This is a genomic window from Cognatilysobacter tabacisoli, from assembly GCF_003586305.1.
In the GTDB taxonomy this organism is placed as follows: domain Bacteria; phylum Pseudomonadota; class Gammaproteobacteria; order Xanthomonadales; family Xanthomonadaceae; genus Cognatilysobacter_A; species Cognatilysobacter_A tabacisoli.
This window is the reverse complement of sequence record NZ_QXJI01000001.1, coordinates 1,351,277-1,366,485: the sequence shown is the minus strand read 5'-3', so window position 1 is coordinate 1,366,485 and position 15,209 is coordinate 1,351,277. Positions and strand designations below refer to the sequence as shown.

Annotated in this window: 14 protein-coding genes; 11 read left to right on the top strand and 3 right to left on the bottom strand. The window is 71.5% G+C overall.

Features of this window, described 5'->3' with window-relative positions:
• The first annotated feature begins 70 nt into the window (after nucleotides 1–70).
• Both D3A60_RS10890 and D3A60_RS10885 read left to right on the top strand, forming a co-directional pair.
• Nucleotides 71–961, top strand: a complete 891-nt coding sequence (locus D3A60_RS10890) for an MBL fold metallo-hydrolase (RefSeq protein ID WP_119719085.1) — start codon at nucleotides 71–73, stop codon at nucleotides 959–961.
• Nucleotides 958–1,692: a TMEM43 family protein gene (locus D3A60_RS10885; protein ID WP_119718680.1), complete on the top strand. Its 735-nt coding sequence runs from the start codon at nucleotides 958–960 to the stop codon at nucleotides 1,690–1,692. The genes D3A60_RS10890 and D3A60_RS10885 overlap by 4 nt, the downstream gene beginning before the upstream one ends.
• A gap of 13 nt (nucleotides 1,693–1,705) precedes the next feature.
• Here D3A60_RS10885 and upp read toward each other — a convergent pair whose 3' ends face one another.
• Together upp and D3A60_RS10875 are read right to left on the bottom strand one after the other, a co-directional pair.
• Entirely contained in the window at nucleotides 1,706–2,341 is a 636-nt protein-coding gene (upp, locus tag D3A60_RS10880) for a uracil phosphoribosyltransferase (RefSeq protein ID WP_119718679.1), read from the bottom strand.
• 127 nt (nucleotides 2,342–2,468) lie between these two features.
• Nucleotides 2,469–3,968 (bottom strand): aminotransferase class III-fold pyridoxal phosphate-dependent enzyme, encoded by a 1,500-nt coding sequence (locus tag D3A60_RS10875; RefSeq protein ID WP_119718678.1) that lies wholly within the window; start codon nucleotides 3,966–3,968, stop codon nucleotides 2,469–2,471.
• A gap of 137 nt (nucleotides 3,969–4,105) precedes the next feature.
• Between D3A60_RS10875 and D3A60_RS10870 the strand changes: the two genes are divergently transcribed.
• The 6 genes from D3A60_RS10870 (at nucleotide 4,106) to secF (ending at nucleotide 10,225) form a co-directional block, all read left to right on the top strand.
• Nucleotides 4,106–4,537, top strand: a complete 432-nt coding sequence (locus D3A60_RS10870) for an Lrp/AsnC family transcriptional regulator (protein WP_119718677.1) — start codon at nucleotides 4,106–4,108, stop codon at nucleotides 4,535–4,537.
• A gap of 124 nt (nucleotides 4,538–4,661) precedes the next feature.
• Nucleotides 4,662–5,723: a tRNA preQ1(34) S-adenosylmethionine ribosyltransferase-isomerase QueA gene (queA, locus tag D3A60_RS10865; protein ID WP_119718676.1), complete on the top strand. Its 1,062-nt coding sequence runs from the start codon at nucleotides 4,662–4,664 to the stop codon at nucleotides 5,721–5,723.
• Nucleotides 5,720–6,859, top strand: a complete 1,140-nt coding sequence (gene tgt / locus D3A60_RS10860; RefSeq protein WP_119718675.1) for a tRNA guanosine(34) transglycosylase Tgt — start codon at nucleotides 5,720–5,722, stop codon at nucleotides 6,857–6,859. The genes queA and tgt overlap by 4 nt, the downstream gene beginning before the upstream one ends.
• Before the next feature lie 109 nt (nucleotides 6,860–6,968).
• Nucleotides 6,969–7,310 carry a preprotein translocase subunit YajC gene (gene yajC / locus D3A60_RS10855; RefSeq protein WP_119718674.1) on the top strand — a complete coding sequence of 114 codons (342 nt, stop codon included), beginning with the start codon at nucleotides 6,969–6,971 and terminating at the stop codon, nucleotides 7,308–7,310.
• A gap of 58 nt (nucleotides 7,311–7,368) precedes the next feature.
• Nucleotides 7,369–9,228: a protein translocase subunit SecD gene (gene secD, locus D3A60_RS10850; protein WP_119718673.1), complete on the top strand. Its 1,860-nt coding sequence runs from the start codon at nucleotides 7,369–7,371 to the stop codon at nucleotides 9,226–9,228.
• A 13-nt stretch (nucleotides 9,229–9,241) separates the two neighbouring features.
• Nucleotides 9,242–10,225 carry a protein translocase subunit SecF gene (secF, locus tag D3A60_RS10845; protein ID WP_119718672.1) on the top strand — a complete coding sequence of 328 codons (984 nt, stop codon included), beginning with the start codon at nucleotides 9,242–9,244 and terminating at the stop codon, nucleotides 10,223–10,225.
• A gap of 88 nt (nucleotides 10,226–10,313) precedes the next feature.
• Here the strand turns inward: secF and D3A60_RS10840 are convergent, their stop codons facing one another.
• Nucleotides 10,314–11,132 (bottom strand): inositol monophosphatase family protein, encoded by an 819-nt coding sequence (locus D3A60_RS10840; RefSeq protein WP_119718671.1) that lies wholly within the window; start codon nucleotides 11,130–11,132, stop codon nucleotides 10,314–10,316.
• 98 nt (nucleotides 11,133–11,230) lie between these two features.
• Here D3A60_RS10840 and D3A60_RS10835 point away from each other — a divergent pair, with 98 nt between their 5' ends.
• The 3 genes from D3A60_RS10835 to D3A60_RS10825 all read left to right on the top strand — a co-directional run bounded on the left by D3A60_RS10835 (nucleotide 11,231) and on the right by D3A60_RS10825 (nucleotide 15,196).
• A complete protein-coding gene (locus D3A60_RS10835) occupies nucleotides 11,231–12,037 on the top strand; it encodes an RNA methyltransferase (protein WP_119718670.1) in 807 nt (268 codons plus the stop codon).
• Between the two features lie 121 nt (nucleotides 12,038–12,158).
• Nucleotides 12,159–13,079: a phosphate/phosphite/phosphonate ABC transporter substrate-binding protein gene (locus D3A60_RS10830; protein WP_407062768.1), complete on the top strand. Its 921-nt coding sequence runs from the start codon at nucleotides 12,159–12,161 to the stop codon at nucleotides 13,077–13,079.
• On the top strand, nucleotides 13,076–15,196 hold the full coding sequence (locus D3A60_RS10825) for a putative bifunctional diguanylate cyclase/phosphodiesterase (protein ID WP_119718669.1): 2,121 nt from the start codon (nucleotides 13,076–13,078) through the stop codon (nucleotides 15,194–15,196). Before D3A60_RS10830 ends, D3A60_RS10825 begins: the two co-directional genes overlap by 4 nt.
• Nucleotides 15,197–15,209 lie beyond the last annotated feature (13 nt).

Genomic DNA, 15,209 nt, shown 5'->3' with positions numbered 1-15,209 from the left:
CGCCACGCGATCGCCGATCATGGGCGCGACGGGCGCGATCGACGCGCCGCGTGCTGCACAGGAGTCGACGATGAAACTCTGGTCGCTGCTGGGAAACAGCCAGAAGCTCGATGGCGGCGCGATGTTCGGCAACGCGCCGCGCGCGATGTGGGCGCAGTGGCTGCCGCCCGACGAGGGGAACCGCGTGCCGCTGGCGTGCCGCGCGCTGCTCGCCAGCCCGCTCAACGGCAAGACGGTGCTGTTCGAGACCGGCATCGGCGCGTTTTTCGAGCCCAAGCTGCGCGAGCGCTTCGGCGTGGTCGAGGACCGCCACGTGCTGGTCGAGTCGCTGGCCGCCGCCGGCTTCACGCCGGACGACATCGACGTGGTGGTGCTGTCGCACCTGCATTTCGACCACGCCGGCGGGCTGCTCGCGCCGTGGGAAGACGGGCAGCCGCCGCGGCTGCTGTTCCCGAACGCGACGTTCGTCGTCGGCCGCTCGCACTGGGAGCGCGCGATTGCGCCGCATGCGCGCGACCGCGCCAGCTTCATCCCGGAATTGCCGGCGCTGCTGGAATCCAGCGGGCGGCTCGAGCTGGTCGACGGTGAGCACTGCGCCGCCCTCGGCGACTCGGTGCGCTTCCACTTCAGCGACGGCCACACGCCGGGGCTGATGCTCGCCGAGATCGTCGGGCCGGAAACCGTCGACGGCCAGCCGCACGGCGGCGTGGTGTTCTGCGCCGACCTGATCCCCGGGCGGCCGTGGGTGCACGTGCCGATCACGATGGGCTACGACCGCAACGCCGAGCTGCTGATCGACGAGAAGAAGGCGTTCCTCGCCGACATGCGCGCGCGCAACGTGCATCTGTTCTTTACCCACGACCCGGGCTGCGCGCTGGCCCAGGTCGTGGTGGACGCCAAGGGCCGCTACGGCACCGCGCACGAAGTGGCGGAACTGCACGCGCGGGCGCTGGCCGCGTGATCCTGCGCGCGGCCGCCGGACTGCTGCTGTCGCTGCTGTCCGCGTGGCCGGCGACCGCGCAACAGCCCGCCGCCGATGCCGAACCGCGCCCCGGCACGCCGGTCGCGGACGACGATTTCCGCGTGACCACGCGCGCGTTCGGACTGGAGCGGCGCGTCGAGATGTACCAGTGGCGTCGCGACGGCGATCGCTACGTGCCGGTGTGGAACGAGGCGCTGATCGACTCGAGCGGCTTCGCCCCCGGCCACGAGAATCCGACGCGGGTGCCGCTGCGCAGCCGGCGCTGGTGGACGCGCGATGCGACCTTCGACGGCCGCCCGCTCGACGATGCGGTGCTGCGCTCGCTCGGGCAGTGGCGCGTGTTCCGCCCGAGCTTCTCGCGGCTGCCCGGCAACCTTTCGGCGACATTCCAACCGGAGGGCGACGGACTGGGCAGCGCGGAAAATCCGCTGGATCCGCAGATCGGCGACCTGCGCGTCACCTGGCGCGAGCTGGTGCTGCCGCCGCTGCTCGGCCGCGTGACGCTGCGCGGCGGCGCGTGGGTGCCGACGCGCGCGGCCAGCGAGGCGATCGCGCGTGCGCCCACCGCGGTGGTGCTGCCGGAACCCGACCCGGAGCCCGAGCCGACCCAGCGGCTGTGGCCGTGGTTCGCCGGTATCGCGCTGCTGGTGGTGGCGCTGTTCATCGCGCGCCAGCGCCGGCACCGCCGGCAGGCTGCGGCGCCGCACTGAGCGCGCCGCGCCGTCAGTCGTGCTTGGTGCCGAAGATCTTGTCGCCGGCGTCGCCGAGGCCCGGCAGGATGTAGCCGACGTCGTTGAGCCGCTCGTCGATCGACGCGGTGTAGACCTCGACGTCCGGGTGCCGCGCCTCGAGCGCGCGCAGACCCTCCGGCGCGGCGACCAGGAACAGGCCCTTGATGCGGGTGCAGCCGGCGGCCTTGAGCATGTCGACGGTGGCGATCAGCGTGCCGCCGGTGGCCAGCATCGGGTCGAGGATCAGCGCCGTGCGCTCGACCATGCGTCCGGTCAGCTTCTCGTAGTAGCCGACCGGCAGCAGCGTCCCCTCGTCGCGCTGCAGCCCGACCACGCCGACCTTGGCCGCGGGGATCAACTCGAGCACGCCAGGCAGCATGCCCAGCCCCGCGCGCAGGATCGGCACCAGGGTGACCTTGGCGCCCTTGATGCGCTGGGTCGTGATCGGCGTGCCGGACCAGCCGGTGACCTCGTGCGCTTCGGTCTCGAGGTCGGCGGTGGCCTCGTACGTCAGCAGGGTGGCGACCTCGGACGCGAGTTCGCGGAACTCCTTGGTGCTGATCCCGGCCACGCGCATCAGGCCGAGCTTGTGCTGGACCAGCGGGTGGCGGACTTCGACGACTTTCATGCGCGCGGGCCCGGCGGAAGATGCCGCGAGTCTAGCGAAGCCGGCACATCGGTTGCGGGCGGACGCCGCACACGGCGAAGGCCGGGTCTCCCCGGCCTTCACGCGGTGGTGCGGCGGTGGCGGCTGCTTACGCGGCCGCTGCCTGCCGCGCGCGCGGGCCTTCGCGCAGTGCGCGGCCGACCATCGACACGAGCAGCTCGAGCTCTTCGCTGGTGATCGTGAAGGGCGGGGTGAAGCGCAGCGAGTTCGCGCCGCCGTGGATCACGCCGATGCCGTGCTCGCGCAGCCATTCCTCGGTCGAGCCGGTGCCGTAGCACTTGAACTCCGGCGACAGCTCGCACGAGAACAGCAGGCCGGTGCCCTGGACCTTGGTGATCATCCCGCCGAGCTCGGCCTTGAGCTGCTCGAGCTTCTCGATCGCCTCGGCGCCGCGGGCGCGGATGTTCTCGCGCAGCGCGGGGGTGATCTGCTCGAGCACCGCGCAGGCGACGTCGAGCGCGCGCGGGTTGGTCGTCATCGTGTTGCCGTACAGGCCCTTCTTGTAGAGGTCGGCGGCGCGCTGGTTCACCGCGAGCACCGACAGCGGGTACTGGCCGGCGTTGAGCGCCTTCGAGTAGGTCTCCATGTCCGGCGGATCGATGCCCTCGAAGCCGGCGTAGTCGACGATCGACAGCACGCCGTGCGCGCGCAGGCCGGCCTGGATCGAATCGACCAGCAGCAGGGTGCCGTGGTCGCGGGTCAGCTGGCGCGCGGCCTCGTAGAACGCGCGAGGCACGCTGCGGCCGGGGTCGCCTTCGCCCATCACCGGCTCGAGGAACATCGCCTCGATGTGCCAGCCGTTCGCGTCGGCGTCGGCGAAGGCCTTGCGCAGCTGGTCGATGTCGTACGGCTCGATCGTGATCAGCTGGTCGGCGTGGTAGCGGTAGCTGCCCAGGTGCTGCTCGTAGGTCTTGCGCGACGAGTCCGAATACATCGCCGGCAGCTCGGTGCGGCCGTGGAAGCTGCCCTTGACCGCGATGCGCCGGATCTTGCGGCCGGCGTGCGGCGCGCCCGGGTCGGTCATCAGCTTGGTGTTGGTGTCGGCGATGCGGCCGGCGAGGGACACCGACTCCGAGCCGGAATTCAGGCACAGGAACTTCGCGTACGGGCAGCCGTCGCGGGTGATGCCGAGCGCCGCGCGCAGCGCGCGGTCGAAGCGCAGCTGCGACAGCGACGGGGTCATGATGTTGGCCATCGCCTGCGGCTTGGCCATCGCCGCGATCACCGCGGCCGGCGCGTGGCCGAGGCCGAGCATGCCGTAGCCGCCAGAGTCGTGGACGACGGCGCCCTTCAGCGTGACGATCCACGGCCCGCGCGCGGCCAGGGCCACGTACGGGTTGACCGCGTCGTCGGCGTAGAAGTTGACGAAGCCGGCCTGCACCGCCTGCAGCTGGGCGTCCTCGTCGAGGTCGAGCAGCTCCGGCAGCTCGTCGCGGACGCGTGCGTACTCGGTCGCGGCGGCGGCGATGACCTCGGCCAGCTCGGGGTGGGTCGCGGCGAAGCGCTCGACGACCGCGTCGTCGAGGCCGACGGTGCGGCGGCGGCCCCCGTGGGCGCGAAGCGGGGCGAGCAGGTCGGTGGCGGCCATCGGGGTCTCCGGAATCTGGGGCATCCGGCCATTATTCGGGATCGGCGCGGCGATCGGTAGCCCATGATTCGACGAAATTCGCCTATATTTCGGCAGATCGACGAAATCGTGCGTCGATCCGTCCCGGAACCCTGCCGATGAAGATCACCGACGTCGACCAGCAGCTGCTCAGCGTCCTGCGCGAGGACGCGCGGGCCTCGACCGCCGAGATCGCCCGGCGGCTCGGGCTGTCGCGGACCACGGTGCAGAGCCGGATCGAACGGCTCGAGCGCCAAGGCGTGATCGCCGGCTACACGGTCCGGGTCAACGAGGCGGCCGAGCGCGGCCACATCCGCGCCCACCTGCTGGTCACGGTGCTGCCCAAGCAGATGCCGGCGGTGGTCGAGGCGCTGCGGGCGATGCCGGCGCTGCGCTCGCTGCATTCGGTCAGCGGCGCCTTCGACCTGGTCGCGCTGGCGGTGGTGCCGTCGGTCGCCGACATGGACGCGCTGACCGACGCGATCGGCGCGCTCGACGGGGTCGAGCGGACCACGACCTCGATCATCCTGTCGGCCAAGTTCGAGCGCTAGGGGGCCGGCTCCGCCCGGGTCAGGCGGCGCGCGCGTCCGGGCCGGGGCGCCGGTCGGCCTACAATGCGCGGCCCTGTCCGCCGCCCCGCGTCCGTGCCCGCGGCGGCCCCGAAGAAATCCCGCCTTGAAGAAGTCCGAGTTCCACTACGACCTGCCCCCCGAGCTGATCGCCCAGGCGCCGCTGGCCGGGCGCACCGATAGCCGCCTGCTGGTCGTGCCGCCGGGCGACGCGCCGTTCGAGGACCGCGCGTTCGCCGAGCTGCCCGACCTGCTGCAGGCGGGCGACCTGCTGGTGTTCAACGACACCCGGGTGATCCCGGCGCGGCTGTTCGGGCACAAGGCCAGCGGTGGGCGCGTCGAGATCCTGATCGAGCGGCTGCTCGGCGGCCAGCGCGCGCGCGCGCAGCTGGGCGTCAGCAAGTCGCCCAGGCCCGGCGCCCGCATCGCGCTCGATGCCGGCGGCGAGGCCGAGGTGCTCGGCCGCGACGGCGAGTTCTACGTGCTCGAGTTCCACGTGCCCGAATCGCTGGAGTCGTGGCTGCTGCACGCCGGCCGCCTGCCGCTTCCGCCGTACATCCAGCGCGAGCCGGGCCACGACGACAGCGAGCGCTACCAGACGGTGTTCGCGCGCACGCCGGGCGCGGTCGCCGCGCCGACGGCCGGCCTGCATTTCGACGAGGCGCTGCTGGCGACGCTGGCCGCGCGCGGGGTCGAGTTCGGCCACGTGACGCTGCACGTCGGCGCCGGCACGTTCCAGCCGGTGCGCGTCGACGACCTGTCCCAGCACGTGATGCACAGCGAGTGGCTCAACGTCGGCGCCGAGCTGGTCGAGCGCGTGCGCCGCGCGCGCGCCGCCGGGCGCCGCGTCATCGGCGTCGGCACCACGGTCGTGCGCGCGCTCGAGTCGGCCACCCGCACCAACGACGCCGGCGAGCGCGAGCTGCAGCCGTACGCCGGCGAGACCCGCCTGTTCATCCTGCCGGGCTACCGGATCACCGCGGTCGACGCGATGGTCACCAACTTCCACCTGCCGGAAAGCACCTTGCTGATGATGGTCTCCGCCTTTGCCGGCAAGGCGCGCGTGTTCGACGCGTACGCGCACGCCATCGCCGCGCGCTACCGCTTCTTCTCGTACGGCGACGCGATGCTGCTGTTCGCGGCCGTCCACGACGGGGCGCCCGCATGAGCGCGACCACTGGCAGCCGCATGGGCTTCGACCTGCTCGCCACCGACGGCGCCGCGCGTCGCGGCCGGCTGGCGTTCCCGCGCGGCACTGTCGAGACGCCGGCGTTCATGCCGGTCGGCACGTACGGCTCGGTCAAGGGCGTGATGCCCGAGCAGGTCCGCGAGCTCGGCGCCGAGATCATCCTCGGCAACACGTTCCACCTGTACCTGCGGCCCGGCCTGGACGTGATCGCCGACCACGGCGGACTGCACGGCTTCGGCCGCTGGAGCGGGCCGATCCTGACCGACTCCGGCGGCTTCCAGGTCTTCTCGCTCGCGCACAAGCGCAAGATCACCGAGCAGGGCGTGACGTTCGCCGCGCCGACCGACGGCAGCAAGGTGTTCCTCGGTCCCGAGGAGAGCATGCACATCCAGAAGGTGCTCGACTCGGACGTGGTGATGATCTTCGACGAGTGCACCCCGTACCCGGCCACCGAGGACGTCGCGCGCACGTCTATGGAGCTGAGCCTGCGCTGGGCGCAGCGCAGCAAGCGCGCGCACGAGGGCAACGACGCGGCGCTGTTCGGGATCGTGCAGGGCGGGGTGCACCATGACCTGCGCACGCGCTCGGCGGCGGCCCTGATCGACATCGGCTTCGACGGCTACGCCATCGGCGGCCTCGCCGTCGGCGAGCCCGAGGCCGAGCGGAATGCGATGCTCGAGCACACCTGCCCGCAGCTGCCGGCCGACCGGCCGCGCTACCTGATGGGCGTCGGCCGGCCCGAGGACCTCGTCGAGGGCGTCGCCCGCGGCATCGACATGTTCGACTGCGTGATGCCGACCCGCAACGCGCGCAACGGCCACTACTTCACCTCGACCGGCACCGTGCGCGTCCGCAACGCGCAGTACGAGCGCGACCTCCGGCCAATCGAGGAGGGCTGCGACTGCTACGCCTGCTCGCGCGGGTTCAGCCGCAGCTACCTGCGGCACCTGGACCGCTGCAACGAGATGCTGGCGCCGATGCTCGGCACCCTGCACAACCTGCGCTACTACCAGCGGCTGATGGCGCAGATGCGCGAGGCGATCGCTGCGGGAACCTTCCAGGCCTTCCGCGGGTCCTTCTACGCCGCGCGGGGCCTGCCGGTCCCGCCGGGCTGACCGGCCGGACCCCGGCCGCGGCCGCGCGGCGTGCCCGGGCCGGCCCCGCCGGGCGCGGGTGGGCCGCATGGCATAATCGCCCGCTATTTGCGCACTCCAGGATGCCTACATGAACCTGCTCGACCTCGTCATCGCCCCCGCCCACGCCCAGGCCGCCGCGGCCGCGCCGCAGGGCGGGTTCGGCATGTCGCTGCTGTTCCCCGTGCTGCTGATCGGCATCATGTACTTCCTGATGATCCGCCCGCAGATGAAGCGCGCGAAGGAGCACCGCGCGATGCTCGACAAGCTGGCCAAGGGCGACGAAGTGCTGACCAACGGCGGCATCGCCGGCACGGTCACCGACATCGGCGAGAACTTCATCACCGTCGAGATCGCCGACAACGTGCGCATCCGCGTGCAGAAGGGCGCAATCGGCAACGTGCTGCCCAAGGGCACCTTGAAGTCGGCCTGATCCGCCGCCAACCGTACTTGCAAGACGGCGGCCACGACGGCCGCCGCAGGGGTTCTCCATGCTGACTTACGCACGTTGGAAATACGTGGTCATCCTCGTCGTGCTGGTGTTGAGCGCGCTGTACGCGGTGCCCAACATCTTCCCGCAGGATCCTTCGGTGCAGGTCACCGCCGCGCGCAACGCGCCGATCGACGAGGCGCTGCGCGCGCGCGTCGTCGACGTGCTGGGCAAGGCCGGGGTGCCCTCCAAGGCCGTCGAGATCGAACAGGACGACCTGCTCGTGCGCCTCGCGGCGCCGGACGTGCAGGTCAAGGCCGCCGACGCGCTGCGCCCGGCCCTGGGCAGCGACTACATCGTCGCGCTGAACCTTGCCTCGACCGTGCCGGACTGGCTCAGCCGCCTGTACGCCAAGCCGATGCTGCTCGGCCTCGACCTGCAGGGCGGCGTCCGCTTCCTGATGCAGGTCGACCAGCAGGCCGCGCTGGACAAGCGCATGGAGTCCATCGCCGAGGATGTGCGCTCGGTGCTGCGCGACAAGCGCGTGGGCTACGACTCGGTCGAGCGCCGCGGCGCCGACACGATCGTCGCCACGCTGACCGGCGCCGGCACCGCCGACGAGGCGCGCCAGCTGATCGCGACCGCGCAGCCGACGCTGACCGCGCTGTCGGAAGGCAACACCGTCACCGTGCGCGTGCCGCAGGCCGAGCTCAACCGCGCCGCGCTCGAGGCGATCGACCAGAACGTCACCACGCTGCGCAACCGCGTCAACGCGCTCGGCGTCGCCGAGCCGGTGGTGCAGCGCCAGGGCGCCGACCGCGTCGTGATCGAGCTGCCGGGCGTGCAGGACACCGCCGAGGCCAAGCGCATGATCGGCGCGACGGCGACGCTGGAGTACCGCGCCGTCGTCGAGGGCAATGCCGCCGACGCGGCCGCGACCGGCCTGCTGCCGCCGCAGGCGCGCCTGTACTACGAGCGTGCGCCCGACGGCGGCCAGGGCCGCCCGGTGCTCCTCAACAAGCGCCTGATCGCCTCGGGCGATCAGGTCGAGCGCGCCCAGTCGGCCACCGACGCGCGCAGCGGCACGCCGGCCGTGTCGGTGACGCTGAACGCCGCCGCCGGCCAGCGCATGTTCGACTTCACCAGCAACAACGTCGGCAAGCCGATGGCGGTGGTGTACATCGAGCGCATCCCGGAGCTGCGCATCGTCGACGGCAAGGAAGTGCAGACGACGCGGATCAGCGAGGAAGTGATCTCGGTGGCGAACGTCAACGAGCCGTTCGGCCGCCAGTTCCAGACCACCGGTCTGGCGCGCAAGGAGGCCGACGACCTCGCGAAGCTGCTGAAGTCCGGCTCGCTGGCCGCGCCGATGACCTTCATCGAGGAGCGCATCATCGGCCCGAGCCTCGGCGCCGAGAACATCGAGCGCGGCCTCAAGGCCGTGGCGTTCTCGTTCCTGTTCGCGCTGGCGTTCTTCCTCGTGTACTACCGCATGTTCGGCCTGATCACCTGCCTGGCGCTGCTGGTCAACCTGCTGATGCTGATCGCGGTGATGTCGCTGTTCGGCTTCACGCTCAGCCTGCCGGGCCTGGCCGGCATCGCGCTGACGGTCGGCATGTCGGTCGACGCCAACGTGCTGATCAACGAGCGCATCCGCGAGGAGCTGCGCGCCGGCATGCCGCCGCAGGCGGCGATCGCGACCGGCTACGAGAAGGCCTCGGGCACGATCGCCGACGCCAACCTGACGGCGATCCTCGCCGGCATCGCGCTGGTCGCGTTCGGCGAGGGCCCGGTCAAGGGCTTCGCGATCGCGATGATCGTCGGCATCCTGACCTCGATGTACACGGCCGTCTCGGTGTCGCGCGGCCTGGCCACGCTGATCTACGGCCGCCGCCGCAAGCTCAAGTCCATCGCGATCTGACGGGACGACCCAGATGAAGCCTTTCAACGTTTTCCCGTACGACAGCAAGTTCGACTTCATGCGCCTGCGCTGGGTGTCGCTCGGCATCGCCGTGGCGCTGCTGCTGGTGGCGATCGGCGCGATGGTCGTCAACTCGCTGCCCGGCAACAAGGCGACCGAAGGCCAGACCTTCAACTTCGCGCTGGACTTCACCGGCGGCGCTCTGGTCGAGCTGCGCTTCCAGCGTCCGGTCGAGGTCGACGACATCCGCGCCCGGCTCGCGAGCGCCGGGTTCGAGAACGCGCAGGTGCAGAACCTCGGCGCCGGCAGCGACATCTCGATCCGGCAGAAGACCACCGGGTCCGGCGACGCCAACGTGGTCGGCGAGCTGACCGGCAAGGTGGTATCGGCGGTGCAGACGCCGGACGACCCGGTGACCGTGCTGCGCAGCGAGACCGTCGGCGCCCAGGTCGGCGCCGAGCTGGCGCAGAACGGCATCTGGGCGCTGATCTTCGTGATCGTCGGCTTCCTGATCTACATCTCGTTCCGCTTCGAGAAGAAGTTCGCGATCGCCGCGGTGCTCACCACGCTGCATGACGTCGTGATCGTGCTGGGCTGGTTCGCGATCACCGGGCACGAGTTCGACCTCACCGTGCTGGCCGGCGTGCTGTCGGTGATGGGCTTCTCGATCAACGACACGATCGTGGTGTTCGACCGCGTCCGCGAGAACTTCCGCTCGATGCGCGCCGACCCGATCACGGTGCTGAACAAGTCGATCAACCAGACGCTGTCGCGCACGGTGATCACCTCGTTCGTGGCGCTGCTGACGGTCGTGGCCCTGTACCTCTACGGCGGCGGCTCGCTGCGCGGCATGGCGGAGGCGCAGATCGTCGGTATCGTGCTGGGCACCGTGTCGACGATCTTCGTCGCCTGCCCGCTGCTGCTGTGGTTCGGCGCGAGCAAGCAGGACCTGCTGCCGAAGGCCCGCGACGAAGAGGCGCTGGCGCGCCGCCCCTGACCGGCGGCGCCTGCATGGAAAAGGCCGCGCACTGCGCGGCCTTTTCTTTTCGCGTCACCGTGGCGCCCGGGCTCGGCGCCGTACCACGTCAGTCGAGCGCGGCGGCGTAGCCGGTGTCGACGATCCGCTGCTGCAGCAGCTCGGCGACCTTGATGTTGCCGGCGACCAGCGGACGCCCGGCGATGCCGCGCTCGTCCATCGGGCCCGTCGTGCGGCCGCGGAAGTCGCTGACCTTGCCGCCGGCCTCGCGCACCAGCAGCACGCCGGCGGCGATGTCCCACGGCTTCACCCCGGCCTCGAAGTAGGCGTCGGCGCGACCGGCGGCCACGTAGGCCAGGTCGAGCGCGGCCGAGCCGGTGCGGCGAATGTCCTCGGCCTCGGTCAGCAGGGTGTCGATGCACTTCAGGTGGGCGCTGGCGCGAGCGCGCTCGCGCGGCGGGAAGCCGGTGATCAGCATCGCGCCGGACAGGTCCTTGCGGTCGGCCACGCGGATGCGCTTGTCGTTGAGCATCGCGCCGCTGCCGCGGCTGGCGGTGAACAGCTCGTTGCGCAGCGGATCGAAGATGACCCCGTGGGTCGGCTCGCCGGCCTCGACCAGGGCGATCGACACGCAGTAGTGCGGGATGCCGCGCAGGTAGTTGCTGGTGCCGTCGAGCGGGTCGATGACCCACGTGTACCGGCCCTTGCCGCTGGCGCCGCTTTCCTCGCCGAGGATCGCGTAGTCCGGCGTCGCCTTGCGGAACTCCTTGATGATTTCCTTCTCGGCCAGGCCGTCGACTTCGCTGGCGAAGTCCATCCGGTCCTTCTCGACCACGTTGAGCGCGTCGAGCTTGTGCATGTGCCGGAGCAGCACGTTGCCGGCGGCGCGGGCGGCCTTGACCATGAGGGTGACGGCGGGTTTCTGCATGGAGCGACGGCCTCGACGGGGGTGAGGTGGGCAACGGCTGGCGGCGGCAAAGAGCGGTCCGGCTCGCGTCCGGGGCGCGGAGTTTACCATTGCGCCCGATGAATACCGGCCCGGCTCCCAACCCCACGACCCCCGACCCCACGCCCTCCGGCGCCGCGGCGCGCCTGCGCATCGTGCTGGTCGGCACCCAGCACCCCGGCAACATCGGCTCGGCGGCGCGCGCGCTGAAGACGATGGGGCTGGAGCGCCTGGTACTCGTCGCCCCGGAGAAGGCGCCCAACGCCGAGTCCTACGCGCTGGCCGCCGGCGCCGACGACGTGCTCGCCGCCGCGGTCGTGGTGCCGACCCTGGCCGAGGCCGTCGCCGACTGCACGCTGGTGCTCGGCTGCACCGCCCGCAGCCGGCGCATCGCGCTGGACGAGCACGACCCGCGGGACGCCGCCGGGCGCGCCGTGGCCGCGGCGGCCGGCGGCGCCGAGGTGGCGCTGGTGTTCGGCCGCGAGCGGACCGGGCTGGAGAACGACGAGCTGCAGCTGTGCCACGCGGCGATCCACATTCCCGCCAACCCGGGGTACAGCTCGCTGAACCTCGCCGCGGCGGTGCAGGTGCTGACCTACGAACTGCGCATGGCCGTGCTGGCGATGGCCGGTGCCGCCACCGCGCCGGGCGGCGATCGCGACCCGCCGGCGTCGCACGCCGAGCTCGAGGGCTTCTTCGCCCAGCTCGGCGACGCGCTCGATGCGATCGACTTCCACAAGGGGCGCGCGCCCGAATCGGCCATGCGCAAGCTGCGGCGGATCTTCCTGCGCGCCGACCTCGACGTGCGCGAGGTGCGGATCCTGCGCGGCGTACTGGCCGACGTCGAGCGGATGGCGATGCTCGCCGGCCAGCGCGATCGCGGCTGAGGCGCGGCGTCCGTCCGGCGGGCCGATTCGCGCCGGCGGGCGGCCGAAACGCACCGCGGCGGTACCGGCGCCGGCCGGTTTCGATTAGGCTGCGGCACAGCCTCGGCCCGGACCTCCGTACTTGATCGCCTGCCTGCGACGCTTCGCTTTCGTCCTGCTCGGTCTGGTCCTGGCTCTGCCGACGCCGACGCAGGCCGCCGACGGCGGCGTGCTGGTGCTGGGACGGATCAGCGACGACCCCAAGGCGCATTACGACCAGCTCAAGCCGCTGCTCGACTACGTGGTGCCGCGCATGGCCGACGTCGGCATCCGCGAGGGCCGCATCCTGATGGCCAAGGACGCCCAGCAGATGGCCAGCTACCTGCGCCGCGGGCGGGTCGACTGGGTCACTGAAACCGCCGGCACCGCCGCCATCCTGCAGCAGCGCGCCGGCGGCCGGCCGCTGCTGCTGACCGAGCGCGACGGCACCAGCCAGTACCACAGCGTGTTCTTCGCCCGCCGCGACAGCGGCCTGCGCTCGCTGGACGACCTCAAGGGCCACAGCGTCGCGTTCCAGCGGCCGAACTCCACCAGCGCGTACTTCGCCCCGGCCGCCGAACTGCTCGAACGCGGCTACTCGCTCGAACCGCTGCTGTCGCCGACCGACAAGCTCGACAGCGCCGTGGTCGGCTACCTGTTCGCCCGCTCGGAGCTCAACATCGCGACCTGGGTGCACAAGCGCCTGGTCGACGTCGGCGCGATGAGCAACCTCGACTGGGACAACCCGCGCCGGATGCCGGCCGCGTTCCGCCGCGACCTGGTGCCGATCGGCCGCACCGCCGCGTACCCGCGCGCGATAGAGGTGGTGCGCGGCGACCTTGACCCCCGCGTCGAGGCGCGGCTGCGCGAGGTGCTGATCGACGCGGCCGGCGACCCCGATGCCGGCGAGGCGCTGCTGCGCTTCTTCGGCACGACCCGCTTCCTGCCGCTGGACGACGCGTCCAGGCAGGCGCTCGACCGCATCGCCAGCGGCGTCAGCCGCGTGCGCGCGGAGGTCGAATGAGCCTGCGCTACGGCCTGCAGGCCCGCTTCCTCGGGATGATGGCGCTGGCGCTGGTCGTCGTGCTGACGCTGATGGCGCTGCTGTGGAGCCGGCAGGAAGGCTCGCAGGGCGAGGTCGAGAACGTCAGCCGCGAGGCGATGGACAGCATGTCCAACGCCAGCCTGCGCCGCCGCGGCGAGGGCATGGTCACCCAGCTGGCCGAGGCGCTGGCCAACCCGGTCTACTACTTCGACCTCGACGCGATGGGCGTGATGGCGCGCGCCGCGCTGCGCCAGCCTGGCATCGGCTACATCACCGTCTACGACGCCGAGGGCAAGGTGCTGCACGACGGCAGCGAGGAGATCGTCGGCTACGGCACGCGCATGGACGATCCGCTCGCGTTCGAGGTGATCTCCGCGCGCCAGCTGCACATGCAGTGGAGCGAGGACATCCTCGACGTGTCGGCGCCGATCCTGATCGGCAACGAGCGCATCGGCGGCGTGCGGGTCGGCTTCGACCTGGTCGAGGCCCGGCGCTACCAGGACAGCGCGGTCGCCGACCTGCGCACGCGGCTCGACGACCTCGGCCGCCGCCAGCTCGGCTGGATCGCGCTGCTGAGCGTGGCGCTGGTCGCGCTCGGCGGTCTGGTGCTGTGGCTGGTGCAGCGCTGGCTCGTGCAGCCGATCGGCCAGCTCGCCGACATGGCGCGCACGATCGAGTCCGGCCAGTTCGAGACCGCCCACGCGATCGAGTCGAACCGCAACGACGAGGTCGGCGACCTGATGCGGGCCTTCAGCCGCATGAGCGACAGCCTGACCCGGCACAACCGCGAGATCCGGCGGATGGCGTACACCGACGCCCTGACCGGGCTCGGCAACCGACTGCAGTTCCGCGAGGTGCTCGACCAGCGGCTGCTGCAGCTGCGCGGCGCCGGCCGCCAGCTGGCGCTGCTGTTCGCCGACATCGACGACTTCAAGCGGGTCAACGACACCCTTGGCCACGACGCCGGCGACGAGGTTCTGCTGCAGTTCGCCAACCGCATCCGCGAGTCGGTCGAGCGCCTCGGCGGCGAGGGCGCCGAGCTCGCGCGCTTCGGCGGCGACGAGTTCGTCATCCTGGTGCAGGGCGACGACGTGCGCCGGTCCGCGAGCCGGCTCGCCGACGCGCTGGTCGCCGAGCTCGGCCAGCCGATCCGCGTCCACGACCGCCAGGTGTTCCTCGGCACGTCGGTCGGCATCACGCTGTTCCCGGAAGACGCGTCCGGCGCGACCGCGCTGATGAAGAACGGCGACATCGCGATGTACCAGGCCAAGGTCGCCGGCAAGAACTGCTATCGCTTCTACAGCCGCGCGATGGACCAGGCGGTCGAGCGCCGCGTGCACCTGGAGCAGGAGCTGCGCGGGGCGTGGGACCGTGGCGAGCTGAGCCTCGTCTACCAGCCGGTGTACCGGCTCGAGGACGGCGCGATGGTCGGCGCCGAGGCGCTGCTGCGCTGGCGCCATCCGGAGCAGGGGATGATCGCGCCGTCGGTGTTCATCGAGGTCGCCGAGCAGAGCGGCCTGATCGAGACGCTCGGTCCGCAGGTGCTGCGCGCGGCGTGCCGCGACGCGATGAAGTGGCAGGCGATCCGCCCGCACGGCGAGCCGCTGTTCGTCTCGGTCAACGTCTCGCCGCGCCAGCTGCGCAGCGGCGACCTGCCGCAGGAAGTCGCCGAGTCGCTGGCCGCCACCGGACTCGCCGCCGATCGCCTGCACATCGAGCTGACCGAAACCGCCGTGCTCGGCGACGAGCTGCACGCCAGCAACCTGCTGACCCGGCTGCAGAGCACCGGCGTCAAGGTGTGGCTGGACGATTTCGGCACCGGCTTCTCCGGCCTGAGCCACCTGCGCCGGGTGCCGGTCGACGGGGTCAAGATCGACCGCAGCTTCATCGCCGACGTCATGCGCGACCCCGACGACCTCGCGCTGACCACCGCGATCATCGCGATGGCGCATTCGCTGGGCATCACCGTCGTGGCCGAGGGCGTCGAGAAGGAAGGCCAGTACGCGATCCTGCGCGAGCGCGGCTGCGACCTCGCCCAGGGCTACTGGCTCGGCCACCCGGTCGCGATGGAAGAGTTCGTCACGCTGCTGCGCTGAGCGGGACGGCCGT

Excerpts from the sequence above, each read along its gene's own strand:
- secD (WP_119718673.1), top strand. The coding sequence starts at position 7,369 with ATGCTGACTTACGCACGTTGGAAATACGTGGTCATCCTCGTCGTGCTG.
- secF (WP_119718672.1), top strand. The coding sequence starts at position 9,242 with ATGAAGCCTTTCAACGTTTTCCCGTACGACAGCAAGTTCGACTTCATG.
- yajC (WP_119718674.1), top strand. The coding sequence starts at position 6,969 with ATGAACCTGCTCGACCTCGTCATCGCCCCCGCCCACGCCCAGGCCGCC.
- D3A60_RS10840 (WP_119718671.1), bottom strand. The coding sequence starts at position 11,132 with ATGCAGAAACCCGCCGTCACCCTCATGGTCAAGGCCGCCCGCGCCGCC.
- D3A60_RS10875 (WP_119718678.1), bottom strand. The coding sequence starts at position 3,968 with ATGGCCGCCACCGACCTGCTCGCCCCGCTTCGCGCCCACGGGGGCCGC.
- upp (WP_119718679.1), bottom strand. The coding sequence starts at position 2,341 with ATGAAAGTCGTCGAAGTCCGCCACCCGCTGGTCCAGCACAAGCTCGGC.
- D3A60_RS10825 (WP_119718669.1), top strand. The coding sequence starts at position 13,076 with ATGAGCCTGCGCTACGGCCTGCAGGCCCGCTTCCTCGGGATGATGGCG.
- D3A60_RS10835 (WP_119718670.1), top strand. The coding sequence starts at position 11,231 with ATGAATACCGGCCCGGCTCCCAACCCCACGACCCCCGACCCCACGCCC.
- D3A60_RS10870 (WP_119718677.1), top strand. The coding sequence starts at position 4,106 with ATGAAGATCACCGACGTCGACCAGCAGCTGCTCAGCGTCCTGCGCGAG.
- D3A60_RS10890 (WP_119719085.1), top strand. The coding sequence starts at position 71 with ATGAAACTCTGGTCGCTGCTGGGAAACAGCCAGAAGCTCGATGGCGGC.
- tgt (WP_119718675.1), top strand. The coding sequence starts at position 5,720 with ATGAGCGCGACCACTGGCAGCCGCATGGGCTTCGACCTGCTCGCCACC.